Genomic DNA, 14,236 nt, shown 5'->3' on the forward strand with positions numbered 1-14,236 from the left:
GGTCAGGAGCCCGCGACGGCCCTGGCATACCGCTCCGACAGCAGCTGGAGTCGGGGCAGCAGTTCGGGCGGCGACTCGACCGTGAAGTCCATCATCAGCATCCCGATGTAGGCGGCGATCGTGTCGAGGCTGTCGGCGCCGGTGACGAGGATGCAGTGTTCCTCGTCGACCGGCTCGACCACGCCGACCGCGGCGTGGATGCGGTCGAGCACGGCCTCGGCGGGCGCGTCGATGCGCAGTCGCGCGTGCACCTGCCAGCCGCTCACGGCGATGGTGCGCATGGCGAACGCGGTGTAGTCGCCCCCGGGCAACGGCTGCGGGTCGAAGCGGCGGCGCGTCGGCATCCGCGGCTCCATCCAGTCCACGCGGTACGTGCCCCATTCGCTCGTCTGCGGGTCGCGGGCCACGAGGTACCAGCGTCGCACCCAGGTGAGCAGGCGGTACGGCTCGACCAGCACGGGGCGGCCGTCGTAGTCGAAGCGCAGCCACTCCTGGTCGCGGATCGCTCCCGCGACGGCCCGCAGCACGGCAGCGTCGACCTCCGGGTCTGGCGCGTCGGTGTCGTTGTTCTCCGGCGCGCGGTCGACGCTCGTGCGCAGTGCGTCGACGGTGGGGCGCAGGTGCGAGGGGAGGACCTGTTCGAGCTTGGCGAGCGCTCTCGCGCCGGAGTCGGCGATGCCCGCGATGCCGGCGGCGGCGCGCAGGCCGACGGTCACCGCCACCGCCTCCTCGTCGTCGAGCAGCAGCGGGGGGAGCTTGCCGCCCGCCCCGAGCCGGTAGCCGCCGGTGGAGCCGCGACGGGCGTCGACCGGGTATCCGAGTTCGCGGAGGCGCTCGACGTCGTGGCGCACGGTGCGGGGTGAGACGCGGAGCCGCTGCGCGAGCTCGCTGCCGGATCGCTCCGAACCCGTCTGCAGCAGGGCGAGCAGCGCCAGGAGCCGTGCGGTCGGGTCCGCCATGAGGCCTCCGAAAGTCGCCGAATCATTAGGAACGTATCCAGCCTAATGGGCTTCTATCGTCGGAGACATGAACACCACGACCCTCGCCTTCCGCCCCTTCTCCGTCGACGTCTTCGACGCCGAGGTCGCCGACCTCCGCGACCGCCTCGCCCGCACGCGCCTGCCCCGCACCGCGCCCGTCGACGACTGGGACGCCGGCACCCCGAACCACTTCCTGCGCGAGGCGCTGACCGCGTGGCGGGAGTTCGACTGGGCTGCCGCGCAGGAGCGGCTCAACGCCCACCCGCAGTTCACCACCGAGATCGACGGCCAGACGATCCGCTTCCTCCACATCCGCTCGCGGCACGAGAACGCGACCCCGCTGCTGCTCGCACATACCTACCCTGGTTCCTCCGTCGACTACCTCGACCTCATCGACCGGCTCACCGACCCCGAGGCGCACGGCGGTCGCGCGGAGGAGGCGTTCCACCTCGTGATCCCGGATGCCCCCGGCTACGGTTTCTCGCAGCCGCTCGCCTCCGCCGGGTGGACGGTGGCGAAGGTCGCCGCCGCGTACGACCGGCTCATGCGCGGCCTCGGCTACGACAGCTACGGCATCCACGGCTCCGACAACGGCGCGATGGTCGCGCGCGAGCTCGGGCTGCTGGCGCCGGAGGGCTTCCTCGGGCTGCACGTGCTGCAGCTGTTCTCGTTCCCGTCGGGCGACCCCGCGGAGTTCGAGAAGCTCGAGCCGCAGGACTACGCGGGATTGGAGCACATGCAGTGGTTCCAGTCGGTGGGCGGCTACAACGCGATGAACGCCTCCCGTCCGCAGACCGTCGCGGTGGGCCTGAGCGATTCCCCGGTCGGGCTCCTCGCCTACAGTGAGCTGTTCACCTCCTTCGGCAACGGCACCTCGCTCGTGCCGCTGGAGAGCATCCTGCTGGAGGTGAGCGTGAACTGGTTCGCGAACGCCGCCTCGGGCATGAGCCGCAGCTACCTGGAGAACGCGCGCGCCGAGGCCGAGCCGCAGGTCAACCACGCGCGGACCGGGGTCGCGGTGTTCGCGGACGACTTCCAGACCATCCGGGTCTTCGCCGAGCGCGACAACGACAACATCGTGCACTGGAGCCGTTTCGACGAGGGCGGGCACTTCGCCGCGCTGGAGCGCCCCGATCTGCTCGCCGCCGACCTCCGGGTCTTCTTCGCCGACCCGCGCTGAGCTCGTGCCATCATCGCCCCCGCGCCCCCACGCGCGGGGGCGATCGCGTGCCGACCCTGGCGTCGGGAGCCCGGGGCTGCTACGGTCTCTCTCCGTGGGTACTCTGATTCGCTAGATCGGGACACTGCGTCGAGACGTCTTCTCCGCGGTGGGTCCTGAGCGAACGCGTCCTCTTGTGACGCGATCGAGGTCCGTTTCCCTGCGTCGTCCGACGCGTATCCGCGGTGCCGTCCGCACCGCAGCGAGGACCCCTCATGTTCCCTGTACTCCCTTCCCCTTCTCCCTCCACCGTCCCGGCGATCCGTCCGCACCGCGTGTGTGAACTGCGCGCGGCCGGCGTGCGCTTCGCCGCGCACCGGGTGCTCGACGGGATCGATCTCGTCGTCGGTCCCGCGGATCGTCTGGCGATCATCGGCGACAACGGCGCCGGCAAGTCCACGCTGCTCGAGCTGCTCGCCGGAACGCTCGCACCGACCGCCGGGGAGGCGCGGCTGCACCTCCCGGGCGGTGTGGCCCACGCCCTCCAGAATCCGGAGTTCCCGCCGGGGGCGACGGTCTCCGCGGCGATCGACGACCTGCTGGGCGACCTGCGCGCGCTGGAACGCGAGCTCGCGCGGGCCTACGAGCAGCTCGCCTCGGCCCTTCCCGCCGAGCAGGCGCAGCGCCTGGCAGCCGTATCCGACCTGCAGGACCGTTTCGAGACCAGGGCCGGCTATGACGTCGACCACCGCATCGACGTCGCGCTCGACCAGCTCGGCGTCGGAACCCTGGACCGCACGCGTCCCGTGGCCGCGCTGTCCGGCGGGGAACGTGCCCGGCTCGCGCTCGCGGTGGCACTGTCCTCCCGCGCCGAGCTGCTGCTGCTCGACGAGCCGACCAACGATCTCGACGAGCACGCGCTCGCCTGGGTCGAGGAGCGGATCGCCGCGCATCGCGGGGCCCTGGTCGTGGTGACCCACGACCGCGACTTCCTCGACCGCTTCGCGACCGCGGTCGTGCACGTGAGTGACGGCGGCATCCGCCGCTACGGCGACGGCTACGCGGGGTTCCTGCGGGCGCGGGAGACCGAGCGACGACGACTCGCGGAGCGACACGAGGCGTGGAAGGCCGAGGTCGCCCGCACCGAGGAGCTGCTCGCGACGAACGCGTTCCGCCTGGACGCGATCCCGCGCAAGCTCGAGCTCGACGGCTTCGGTCACGGCGCCTTCCGCGCCCGCAGCCGCGACCACGGCGCGGTCGGCCGCATCCGCATGGCGAAGGAGCGACTGTCTCGGCTGCGGGAGGATCCGGCGCCGCCCCCACCCGAGCCGCTGCGGTTCGTGCTGCCGGACGGCCCGGCTCCGGACGCGGAGTCGTCCGGCGAGGACGACGCCCTCGTCACGCTGCACGATGTCGTGTTCCAGGAGCCGGGCCGCCGGCTCACCGTGACCGCGTGGACCGTGACGCCGGGTGACCGCTGGCTCGTGACCGGTCCGAACGGGGCAGGCAAGACCACGCTGCTCGACCTCCTCGCGGGCGAGCTGAGCGCCGCATCGGGTTCGATCGACCGGCGCCCGGGACTCCGTGTCGCCCGGCTGCGGCAAGACGTGGGGGCGGCCGCACGCGGCTCCGCGGTGGAGGTGTTCGCGCGACGGGCGGCGGTGCCCCCGAGCGATGCCCGTGCGGCTCTGCTCGCCCACGGCCTGTTTCGCGAGGACGAGATCGAGCGCCCGGCGCGGGCCCTGTCGGTCGGGCAGCGGCGCCGGCTCGACCTCGCGATCGCGCTGGCCTCCACGTTCGACGTGCTGCTGCTCGACGAGCCGACCAACCACCTCGACCCGGAGCTGGTCGAGCAGCTGGAGCGGGCGCTCGACGACCACCCGGCCGCGGTCGTCACGGTCACCCACGACCGGCGGTGGCTGCGGCGGGCGCGCCAGCAGGGTGCCGCGGCGGTCCGTGTGACGGAGGGTGCGGCCGTGGTGGCGTCGTGACCCGGCGGCCGCGGGGGCGTGCGGTCAGCCGGTGACGGTGACCGTCGCGCCCACGTCGCCGCCCGCTTCGGCCCAGGCGAGCGAGTGCTCCAGGATCCCGCGCAGCACCGTCAGGTCCACCTGCTCCAGGTCGGAGAGGTAGAGGCAGCCGACGCCGGTGGTGTGCGGCCCGAGCCGTGCCAGGTCGTCCGCGTGCGCATCCGTCCCCTCGAAGAGGTAGATCGTGGTGGCGGCTCGGCGCGGCGCGAAGCCGAGGAGCGGGCTGTCGCCCTCGGTACCGGTCGGGTAGCGGTAGTGGCAGGAGCCGAAGCCGATGATGGTGCCCCAGGTCTGCGGCTCGCGGCCGGTGATCTCCTGCATGAGCGCGGTGAGCGTCTCCGCGTCTCGGCGCCGAGCGGCGGGGGAGGAGCGGGCGATGAGCCCGGCGACGTCGTTCCCCGTGGGCTTCACTTCGCCGCCTTGGCCGCGGCCTTCATCGCCTTCTTGTACTCGCGCACCTTCGTGAGCGACTCGGGGGAGACGATGTCGGCGACGCTGCGGTACGAGCCGTCCTCGCCGTAGGGCGCCGAGGCCTCGCGCCAGCCCTCGCCCGTGAAGCCGTACTGCTTGCCGAGCAGCGCCAGGAAGATCTTGGCCTTCTGCTCACCGAAGCCGGGCAGTGCCTTCAGGCGCTTCAGCACCTCCGCACCGTCCGGGTCGCCCGCGGTCCACAGCGCTGAGGCGTCGCCACCCCACTCGTCGACGATCGCCTGGCACAGCGTCTGCACGCGGGCGGCCATCGACCCGGGGAACCGGTGCACGGCGGGCGTCTGGCGGAACGCCTCGAGGAACTCCTCGGGTGCCATCCCCGCGATGGCCGCGGCATCGGCCGCACCGGTGCGCTGTTCGATCTTGAGCGGACCGGCGAAAGCGGTCTCCATGGGCACCTGCTGGTCGAGCAGCATCCCCACGAGCAGCGCGAGCGGGTTCTCGGTCAGCAGGGTGTCGGCGGCGGTGTCTCCGGTGATGTGAAGGGCCATGCCCCCAGTGTCCCATCCCGGGCGGATGCCGCGGGGGCGGTGGCAGGACCGTGCAGTGCAACGTCAGCGCGTATGACGCGATGTACCTCGTGCTCGCGCGCGCGGCGCAGTGCTCATTGCTGACTCTCGATGCTCGTCTCGCGGCATCCGCTGCGGATTGCGCACTGCTGCCGTAGTTCTTCGCGCATGACTGGCGTCGCCGCCTCCGGCTGAGCGGCTACGCGCTGATCCCGGGCGACCGTGCCGTCAGGCGGAGGCGGCGTCCTCGGCGGCGGGGGCCTCGGGGCTGAGGCCGTACAGGGCGGACAGCGCGGCGGCGAACTCGTCGGCCCTGCCCTCCGCGGCGAGCTCGTGGGCGCGGACGGTCGGGGTGTGCAGCAGCACGCCGACGAGGTGCCGCAGCGCCTGCTCGACCTTGCCGTCCTCGTCGCCGCGCGCACGGGCCCGGTCGATCTCGGTGTCGAGCAGCGAGAAGATGTGCGACCGCAGGGCCACGACGGAGGGGGTCACGCTCTGGCGGGCACCCACGACGTGGAAGGTGTCCGCGGCCTCACGAACGACGGTGCGGGCGGCGTCGGTCGCCTGCAGCTCCTCGAGCGGCGCGTGCAGGCGGATGGTCTCGAGGTCGAGCAGCGCCACGCCCTCCAGGGTCGCGACAGCGGGGTCGACGTTGCGCGGCATCCCGAGGTCGACCACGAGCCGGCTGTGCGAGCCCACCGGGCACCCGGCCGCGGCGAGACCGACGGGGAGCTGCAGGTGCTCCGGTCCCAGCACCGGTTCGGTGGCGGACGTGCAGGTGATGAGCAGGCTGGAGTGTGCGGCTGTGCGGGCGTAGTCCGCGGCTGCGACCGCGCGGATGCCGTGCTTCGCCGCGAAGATCTCGGCCCGACCGGAGGGCGAGTACACGGAGATGTCGACCGCGCCGCGCTCGCGTAGCGTCGCGAGGGTCACGGCCGCATAGGCGCCGGTGCCCACCAGGAGCACGCGCTCGGCGGACCAGTCGGCGATGCGGCTGTCGGCCAGTTCGAGTGCCAGGCGCACGAGCGAGCGACCGGCGCGCCCGAGCGCGGTGACGTTCTTGACCTTGCGCTGCGCCTGGCTCGCGCGCTGGAAGAGGCGCTCGAGCTCGGGGGAGGTGGTGCCGTCCTTGCGGGCCGACTTCAGGGCCCGGCGCACCTGGCCGGCGATCTCGCCCTCACCCGACACGACCGACTCGAGGCCGGAGGCGACGGAGAACAGGTGCTCGGCCACCCGGCGCCCGGCGTGGACGGTATAGGCGCCGTCGAGCTCGGCGGCCGGGATGCCCGTGGCGGACTCGACGGCTTCGAGCACGGCCTCGACGCCGATCGCGCCCGCGGCGGTCATCGGCTCGTCCATCTCGACGTACGCCTCGAACCGGTTGCACGTCGCCAGCACCACGGCACCCTGCACGCACGGCGTCATGCCCACCAGGGTGGGGGCGACGTCGTCGGGGGTGCGGCTCAGGCGTTCGAGCAGTTCGAAGGAGGCGGTCTTGTGACTCGCCGTCACACACAGCAGCACCCCTCGATTGTACCGGAGCGTTCGGACAGGCGGACTCGGCGGCCCCATAACCGGGCAATGGGAGGATGGGGGCATGGCCCTTTCCGACGCTCCGCTGCTGCGCGCCCTCACGGGTGACCGCCCCGACACGACGCCCGTCTGGTTCATGCGGCAGGCCGGCCGCTCGCTGCCCGAGTACCGGGAGCTGCGGGTGGGCACACGGATGCTCGACGCCTGCCTCACGCCCGACCTCGCGGCGGAGATCACCCTGCAGCCGGTGCGGCGGCACGGTGTGGACGCGGCGGTGTTCTTCAGCGACATCGTGATCCCGCTGCGCCTTGCCGGCGTCGAGGTGGAGATCGAGCCGGGGCGCGGGCCGGTGTTCGCGAACCCCGTGCGCACGAGGGCCGATGTCGAGCGGATCACCGCGATCGATCCGGAGTCGCTCGACGGCACGGCGATCGCGGAGGCGGTGGGCATCGTCGCGGCGGAGCTCGGCGACACCCCGGTGATCGGCTTCGCCGGCGCGCCTTTCACGCTCGCGGCCTACCTCGTCGAGGGCGGCCCGTCGAAGGAGCACCTGCGGGCACGCGGCATGATGCACGCGGACCCCGACGCCTGGCACCGTCTGGCGGGGTGGCTCGCCCGCGTCTCCCGACGATTCCTGGAGACGCAGCGCGACGCGGGTGCCGGGGTCGTGCAGCTCTTCGACAGCTGGGCCGGCTCGCTCAGCCCCGCCGACTACCGCACGTTCGTGGCGCCGCATTCGACCGCCGCGCTCGACGGCATCGGTGTCCCCACCATCCACTTCGGCGTCGGCACCGGCCCGTTCCTCGCCGACATGCGCCTCGGCGGCATCGCCGACGGGGTCGGCGTGGACTGGCGTCTTCCGCTCGACGAGGCCGCGGCGATCCTCGGACCGGACACGAGCGTGCAGGGCAACATCGACCCCGCGCTGCTCGGGGCGCCGTGGCCCGTGCTGGAGGCGCATGTGCGCGACGTCCTGGAGCGCGGTCGTGCGGCCCGCGGGCACATCGTCAACCTCGGTCACGGGGTGCCGCCCGAGACCGACCCCGACCAGCTGACGCGCATCGTCGAGCTGGTGCACGGCGCCTGAGCACGCGTCGCCCCCGGGCGCGGTGGAAGGATGGACGGCATGAGCCCTGACCCCTCCGGTGCACACCCGTCCGCGGCCGAGCCGGCCGACCTGGCCGCACGCGCCGCGGAGAAGCACGTCGTCGTGATCGGCGGGGGCATGGGTGGTCTCGTCGCCGCCCGCGAGTGCGCCAAGGTCGGCATGCGGGTCACGGTGCTGGAGGCTGCCGAGGCGCTGGGCGGTGCCCTGCGTCGCGTGGAGCTCGACGGTGTGACGCTCGATGCGGGCGCCGAGAGCTACGCGACCAGGGGCGGCCTCGTCCGCGCCCTGGTCGACGAGCTCGGACTCGCGGATCGGGTCGTGCCCCCTCGCGCGGGCGGCGCCTGGCTCTCCGGCATCCCCGGCACGGGTGCGGCTCCCCTCCCGGTGGGCGGGGTCCTCGGCATTCCCGGCAACCCGTTCCAGGACGACGTGCGGCGCATCATCGGATGGTCGGGGGCATGGCGCGCCTACCTCGACCGCGTGCGGCCGCCGCTGACCATCGGCCACGAGCTGAGCCTCGGGCGGCTCGTCGCCTCCCGCATGGGCCCGAAGGTGCGCGACCGCCTGGTCGCCCCGGTCACGACGGGCGTGTACTCCGCGTCGCCCGACGACGTGGACATCGACGTGGCCGCCCCGGGGCTGAACGCCGCCCTGACGCGCGTCGGCTCGCTGTCCGGCGCGGTGCTGGCGCTGCGCGGGAACGGCGGCTCCGGTGGCGCGAAGGCTCCGGGTGCCGCGGTGGAAGGCCTCCGTGGCGGCATGACCGTGCTGGTGGACGCGATCGCCGACGACCTCGCCCAGCTCGGGGCGACCGTGCGCACGGGAGTGCGGGTGCTCTCGGTCGTGTCGGAGGACGGCGGTTGGCGGGTCACGGCCGCGACGCAGCTCGACGCCCCGACGCAGACGCCGGAGCCGTGGGTTGCCGAGTCGGGGCCTCTGGCCGACGCCGTCGCGGTGACGGACGAGCCGGTGGAGGAGCTTCTCCGTGCGGACGCTGTGATCGTCGCGACCGCGGAGTCCGTGGCGCGCGAGCTTCTCGCCGGCGCGGTGCCGGCGCTCGCTCTGGCCGAAGCGGCTGCGTCCCCGGAGATCGAGATCGTCACGCTGCTGCTGGATGCCCCGGCTCTGCGCAGCGTGCCGCGTGGCACCGGGGTGCTCACGGTGCCCGGGAGCCACACGGCCAAGGCGCTCACCCACTCGACGGCGAAGTGGGAGTGGGTGCGGGAGGCCGCGGGCGACAGGGAGGTCGTGCGGGTGTCGTTCGGCGCGCAGGGGGAGCCCGCCGCCACCGCCGCCCTCGACGACGCGGCGGCGATCGACCTCGCGCGGCGGGAGGCGGCCGCGCTGCTCGGCGTACCGCTGGAGCCGACCCAGGTGATCGCAGGGCACCGCGGACGGTTCGTGCAGTCGCAGCCCGCGTCGCTCCTCGGATCGGGGGCGCGGCGCCAGGCTGCGCGCGATGCGATCCAGGCGATCCCCGGCCTGGCGGTGGTCGGAGCCTGGGTGGCCGGGACCGGCCTCGCACAGGTGGTCCCGGACGCCACGGAGGCGTCCGATCGCCTCCGTCGCGCGCTCCTGTGGGACTGATCGGGCGACCTCCGCGCACCACGAAGCGCACAAGCGTGAGTGACGAAGGGCCCGCTGTCAACCCTCTCCGGGATTGATGCCGAAATCGGCATACGGGGTTACGCTGGGTACCTGATCGCGGCGGAGACGTCGGCGATCGGCGTCCGAACCGGACGACCACCGCCGGAACAACGTGAGGAGACCCCATGAAGGGGAAGATCGGACTCGTCGTCGGACTCGGCGTCGGCTATGTGCTGGGCACCCGTGCCGGACGCGAGCGTTACGAGCAGATCCGGACGCAGTGGCTCAAGGTCTGGAACACGGATCCCGTCCAGGACCAGGTGGAGAAGGTCAAGGACTTCGTCGGCGACAAGGCCGCGGCCGTCCCGGGTGCCGTGTGGACGGGCGCGGTGAAGATCGTGAAGTCGGTCACGGGCAACGGCACTCCCGGCCAGAAGCTCGACGCCGTGATCGCGTCGGGCAAGGAGGCCGCCGAGGAGGTCTCGGAGGCGGCGGAGGACGCGGTCGACGAGGTCAAGGAGCGCGCCGCTGCGGCTGACAAGCCCGCTGCGAAGAAGCCCGCGACGAAGCCGGCAGCGCAGAAGTCCGGCGACTGACATGCCCCGCGGATACCGGGATCGCGCCGACGACAGTCTGCTGACCCTGCTCGGGGATCTGCCCGAGCTGGTCACCAACCTCGTGAAGGCGGAGATCGACGCCGCCAAGGCGTGGGTCTCGCGCACGGCGAAGGATGCGGGGATCGGCTCGGTCTGGTTCCTCGTCGCCCTGTTCTTCCTGTTCTGGGCCGTGCCGGTGATCCTCGTGTTCGCGATCGCCGGCCTGTCGTCGTGGTGGCCCGTGTGGCTGTCGGCGATCGCCGTGTTCGGCATCCTGATCCTCGCCGTGCTGCTGTTCGCGCTGCTCGGCATCCTCAAGTTCCGCAAGGTGCTCAAGCGCCAGAACCCGGCGCAGGCCGTGGCCGAGGACATCCGAATCGTGAAGGAGGCCGGCGATGAGCACCCCTGAGTCGCTGCCGCGCACCGCCGTCCCCGCGGGCATCGTCGATCCCGTGACGTCGGCCCGCGCCGAGCTGAAGGCGGCGCTCGCCGCGATCGAGATCAAGGGCAACATCCCGCGCCGGGTGGAGAAGGCGTCGGCGCGTGCCGCGGTCAAGGCACGCGCGTTCGCCGATCGGAACCCGGTGGGCGCGGTCGCCGCGGCCGTCGGGATCGCCGCCGTCGTCGGCGGCGCCGTGTGGGCGATCGCTCGGGCCATCGCACGCTGACGGTCGGCCGTTCCTCGCGGTATTCCCCTGATTAGGGGCTTCTCCGTGAAAGGGGCAGACTGGGATCATGTCCGAAGTGCGCGAAGAGAACCCGTCCGGCTTCACCCTCTGGGCTGTGTGGCGACGCAATCCCGATGCTCCCGTCACCGAGAACGACGCCACGGAGCTCGAGTCGATCGTCTCGCACATCGAGGACTCCGGCGTCACCGTCCGTGGCTTCTACGACGTCTCCGGGCTGAAGGCTGACGCCGATCTGATGGTGTGGCTGCACGGCGACACCGCCGAGGAGCTGCAGAAGGCGCTGCGCCGCCTCCGTCGCACGGAGCTGCTGCGCTCGCTGCTGCCGGTGTGGAACGTGATGGGCGTGCACCGCGACGCGGAGTTCAACCGCTCGCACGTGCCGGGGTTCCTCCGCGGCGTCGCACCGAAGGACTGGCTCTGCCTGTACCCGTTCGTCCGCACCCCGGAGTGGTACCTGGCGCCGGAGGCTGACCGCCGCGCGATGCTCGCCGACCACGGGCGCAAGGGCGCTGCGTTCACGGGCGTCATCGCGAACACCGTCGCCGCGTTCGCGCTGGGTGACTACGAGTGGCTGCTGCCGATGGAGGCCGACGACGTGACCGACCTGGTCGACATGATGCGCGACCTCCGCTACACCGAGGCGCGGATGTTCGTGAAGGAGGAGGTGCCCTTCTACACGGGGCGCCGTCTGCGCTTCGACGAGATCGCCGACGTGCTGCAGTAACCGCACCATGAGCACCCCCATCCGTCTCGGCACCCGACGCAGCGCGCTCGCGCAGGCGCAGTCGGGCCATGTCGCCGCCGCCCTCGAGAAGGTCACGGGGCGTGCCGTCGAGCTCGTCCCGATCACCAGCGAGGGCGACACCAATCGGGCGTCGCTGTCGGAGATCGGCGGTCTGGGCGTCTTCGCGACCCGGCTGCGCGAGGCTCTGCTCGCCGGCCGTTGCGACTTCCTCGTGCACTCCCTCAAAGACCTCCCGACCGCCGTGCCGGAGGGTCTCGTGATCGCCGCGACGCCCCGCCGAGAGGATGCCAGGGACGTGGTTCTCACGCGTCACGGCGCGCCCCTGCACGAGCTCGGCTCGGGCAGCACCGTCGGCACGGGCTCGCCGCGACGCATCGCCCAGGTCCGGCGCCGGGCACCGCAGGCGGAGGTCGTGGACATCCGCGGCAACGTCGACTCCCGGCTCGCGCGGGTGGCCTCGGGCGAGCTCGACGCCGTGATCCTCGCGGCCGCCGGCCTGTCGCGTCTGGGGACCGACTCGCCGCTGAAGCGCGAAGAGCTCGGGCTCGCGGAGTGGCCGACCGCGCCGGGACAGGGGTCGCTCGCGGTGGAGACCAGGGCGGACGCCCCGGAGGAGCTGCGGGAGGCGCTCTCCGCCCTCGACGATCACGACACCCGACTGGCCGTCACGGTCGAGCGCGCCATTCTGGAGGGACTCGATGCCGGGTGTCAAGCCCCCATGGCGGCGCACGCACGCGTCGAGGGCGCCGAGATCCGCATCAGGACGGTCGTGTACGCCCCGGACGGGGGTCGGCGGATCGGGCTCGACGTCACGGAAGCCCTGAACGGGGAGTATATTCATCGGAACGGCAGTGGCAATGGAGCGGATGCTGCCGATGGTGCAGGCCCGATGCACGCAGCGCGCGAGCTCGGGCTCGCTGTTGCCCGTCGGCTGCTCGATCAAGGGGCGGCCGACCTCGTCCCCCGAGAGCACCCCGATTTCTCATGACCACATCCGAAACCAAGCAGGACCGACCGCTGGACGGCTGGCGCATCCTCGTGCCCCGTGGCGGGCCCTGGGGCGACAGTGTCGCCGCGAGCCTGCGTGCCCTGGGCGCCGTGCCGGTCGTCGCCCCGCTCATCAACTTCGCCCCCACGACCGATCAGGACACGCTCGACCGCGCGCTGGAGCAGCTGGCCGCCGGTGAGTTCGACTGGCTGACGGTGACGAGTGCGACCACGGTCGACGTGCTGTTCGCGCATCGCGCGGTCGTGCCCAGGTCCACGAAGATCGCGGCGGTGGGCGAGACCACGGCCGCAGCGCTCCAGGCCGTGGGCTACGAGGTGGCGCTGGTCCCCGAGCAGGACAACTCGGCGCAGGGCATGGCTCAGCAGCTGATCGCGCTCGAGCAGGAGCCCCGGCGCATCCTGGCGCTGCGCAGCGAGATCGCGAAGCCGGTGCTGAGCATCATGCTGTCCGAGGCCGGACACGACGTGCACGGTGTGGTCGCCTACCGCACGGTGGGCGTGCCGGTCACGGAGCGCATCCGTCGCGATGTGGAGAACGGCCGCATCAACGCCATCCTCATCACGAGCGGTTCGGTGGCGGAGCAGGTGCGCGAGCAGTTCCCCGACATCCCGGACGAGACCCTGCTCGCCGCGATCGGCCCACGCACCGCGAAGGATGCCGAGCGTGCCGGTTTGCCGGTGTCGGTGGTGGCCGATCGGCAGACCATCGATGCGTTGATCGATGCCGTGTCCCAGTTCACGCTTCCGCACGCGGCAGACGAGTTCGCGCCGTGAGCTTCCCCGACATCCGCCTCCGTCGGCTGCGCCAGTCCCGCGCTGTCCGCGACCTCGTGCGCGAGACCTCGCTCGAGCCCCGTCAGCTCGTGCTTCCGCTCTTCGTGCGCGAGGGACTGACCGAGCCGGCGCGCATCGGCTCGATGCCCGGCGTGGCGCAGCACTCGCTCGACTCGTTGCGTGCCGCCGCCGTCGAGGCGGCCGAGGCCGGCGTCGGCGGGGTCATGCTGTTCGGCGTCCCGGCGGTGCGCGATGCGGTCGGCTCCGGAGCGGACGATCCGCGCGGCATCCTGAACGTCGCGACCGAGGCCCTCGCGGCCGAGGTGGGCGATGCGCTCGTGGTGCAGACCGACCTCTGCCTCGACGAGTTCACCGATCACGGGCACTGCGGGGTGCTCGCGGCGGACGGCTCGGTCGACAACGACGCGACCCTCGAGCGCTACACCTCGATGGCGTTGGCACAGGCGCGGGCCGGGTCGCAGCTGCTCGGGCTGTCCGGCATGATGGACGGCCAGGTCGCGGTGATCCGCCGGGCGCTCGACGCCGAGGGCTTCACCGACACGCTGATCCTGGCGTACGCGGCCAAGTACGCGAGCGCGTTCTACGGCCCGTTCCGTGAGGCCGTGGACTCCCAGCTGACCGGCGACCGGCGCACGTATCAGCTCGATCCGGGCAACCGCCGCGAGGGCGTGCGGGAGGCGCTGGTCGACGAGCAGGAGGGCGCCGACATCGTCATGGTCAAGCCGGCGATGGCGTTCCTCGACGTGCTGCGCGAGGTGCGCGACGCCGTGACCGTGCCCGTGTGGGCCTATCAGGTGTCCGGCGAGTACGCGATGGTCGAGGCCGCCGCGGCCAACGGCTGGATCGACCGCCGGGCGGCGATCCTCGAGTCGCTGCTGTCGATCCGGCGCGCGGGTGCCGACGCCGTGCTGACCTACTGGGCGACCGAGGCCGCCCGCTGGCTTCGCGGCTGACCGCCCCGCGGCGTCACCGCGCGGACTCCGGCGTCGGTACGGCGGGTTAGCCTGG

Annotated in this window: 15 protein-coding genes; 11 read left to right on the forward strand and 4 right to left on the reverse strand. The window is 72.5% G+C overall.

Annotation, left to right across the window (positions count from 1 at the left end):
• Nucleotides 1-2 precede the first annotated feature (2 nt).
• Nucleotides 3-959, reverse strand: a complete 957-nt coding sequence (locus ACFV3I_RS13930) for a YafY family protein (protein ID WP_247637875.1) — start codon at nt 957-959, stop codon at nt 3-5.
• Between the two features lie 67 nt (nt 960-1,026).
• On the opposite strand from ACFV3I_RS13930, the gene ACFV3I_RS13935 reads away from it, so the two are divergent.
• Entirely contained in the window at nt 1,027-2,160 is a 1,134-nt protein-coding gene (locus ACFV3I_RS13935) for an epoxide hydrolase family protein (RefSeq protein WP_247637874.1), read from the forward strand.
• A gap of 254 nt (nt 2,161-2,414) precedes the next feature.
• The gene (locus tag ACFV3I_RS13940) at nt 2,415-4,130 is read left to right on the forward strand and encodes an ABC-F family ATP-binding cassette domain-containing protein (protein WP_247637873.1); all 1,716 of its coding nucleotides are present in this window, start codon (nt 2,415-2,417) and stop codon (nt 4,128-4,130) included.
• Between the two features lie 24 nt (nt 4,131-4,154).
• Here ACFV3I_RS13940 and ACFV3I_RS13945 read toward each other — a convergent pair whose 3' ends face one another.
• From ACFV3I_RS13945 to ACFV3I_RS13955, 3 genes are all read right to left on the reverse strand, one after another.
• Complete coding sequence (locus ACFV3I_RS13945) at nt 4,155-4,580, reverse strand: DUF1801 domain-containing protein (protein ID WP_247637872.1); 426 nt, start codon at nt 4,578-4,580, stop codon at nt 4,155-4,157.
• Entirely contained in the window at nt 4,577-5,149 is a 573-nt protein-coding gene (locus tag ACFV3I_RS13950) for an HhH-GPD-type base excision DNA repair protein (RefSeq protein WP_136030746.1), read from the reverse strand. Before ACFV3I_RS13950 ends, ACFV3I_RS13945 begins: the two co-directional genes overlap by 4 nt.
• 246 nt (nt 5,150-5,395) lie before the next feature.
• Complete coding sequence (locus ACFV3I_RS13955) at nt 5,396-6,691, reverse strand: glutamyl-tRNA reductase (RefSeq protein ID WP_378802901.1); 1,296 nt, start codon at nt 6,689-6,691, stop codon at nt 5,396-5,398.
• Between the two features lie 73 nt (nt 6,692-6,764).
• Between ACFV3I_RS13955 and hemE the strand changes: the two genes are divergently transcribed.
• From hemE to hemB, 9 genes are all read left to right on the forward strand, one after another.
• On the forward strand, nt 6,765-7,787 hold the full coding sequence (gene hemE, locus ACFV3I_RS13960) for a uroporphyrinogen decarboxylase (RefSeq protein WP_378823292.1): 1,023 nt from the start codon (nt 6,765-6,767) through the stop codon (nt 7,785-7,787).
• A gap of 39 nt (nt 7,788-7,826) precedes the next feature.
• Nucleotides 7,827-9,395 (forward strand): protoporphyrinogen/coproporphyrinogen oxidase, encoded by a 1,569-nt coding sequence (locus ACFV3I_RS13965; RefSeq protein WP_378823294.1) that lies wholly within the window; start codon nt 7,827-7,829, stop codon nt 9,393-9,395.
• 185 nt (nt 9,396-9,580) lie between these two features.
• Nucleotides 9,581-9,991, forward strand: a complete 411-nt coding sequence (locus ACFV3I_RS13970) for a hypothetical protein (protein ID WP_136036608.1) — start codon at nt 9,581-9,583, stop codon at nt 9,989-9,991.
• A gap of 1 nt (nt 9,992) precedes the next feature.
• Nucleotides 9,993-10,400 carry a phage holin family protein gene (locus tag ACFV3I_RS13975; protein WP_136030735.1) on the forward strand — a complete coding sequence of 136 codons (408 nt, stop codon included), beginning with the start codon at nt 9,993-9,995 and terminating at the stop codon, nt 10,398-10,400.
• The gene (locus ACFV3I_RS13980) at nt 10,387-10,659 is read left to right on the forward strand and encodes a hypothetical protein (protein ID WP_136036607.1); all 273 of its coding nucleotides are present in this window, start codon (nt 10,387-10,389) and stop codon (nt 10,657-10,659) included. The genes ACFV3I_RS13975 and ACFV3I_RS13980 overlap by 14 nt, the downstream gene beginning before the upstream one ends.
• A 67-nt stretch (nt 10,660-10,726) precedes the next feature.
• Nucleotides 10,727-11,404 (forward strand): hydrogen peroxide-dependent heme synthase, encoded by a 678-nt coding sequence (hemQ, locus tag ACFV3I_RS13985; RefSeq protein ID WP_206252488.1) that lies wholly within the window; start codon nt 10,727-10,729, stop codon nt 11,402-11,404.
• Between the two features lie 7 nt (nt 11,405-11,411).
• Entirely contained in the window at nt 11,412-12,413 is a 1,002-nt protein-coding gene (gene hemC, locus ACFV3I_RS13990; protein WP_136036605.1) for a hydroxymethylbilane synthase, read from the forward strand.
• A complete protein-coding gene (locus ACFV3I_RS13995) occupies nt 12,410-13,207 on the forward strand; it encodes a uroporphyrinogen-III synthase (RefSeq protein WP_378823295.1) in 798 nt (265 codons plus the stop codon). The genes hemC and ACFV3I_RS13995 overlap by 4 nt, the downstream gene beginning before the upstream one ends.
• Nucleotides 13,204-14,181 carry a porphobilinogen synthase gene (hemB, locus tag ACFV3I_RS14000; RefSeq protein ID WP_378823297.1) on the forward strand — a complete coding sequence of 326 codons (978 nt, stop codon included), beginning with the start codon at nt 13,204-13,206 and terminating at the stop codon, nt 14,179-14,181. The genes ACFV3I_RS13995 and hemB overlap by 4 nt, the downstream gene beginning before the upstream one ends.
• Nucleotides 14,182-14,236: the final 55 nt, after the last annotated feature.

The sequence above is a fragment of the Microbacterium sp. NPDC059771 genome (assembly GCF_042732495.1).
GTDB classification, from domain to species: Bacteria; Actinomycetota; Actinomycetes; order Actinomycetales; family Microbacteriaceae; genus Microbacterium; species Microbacterium sufflavum.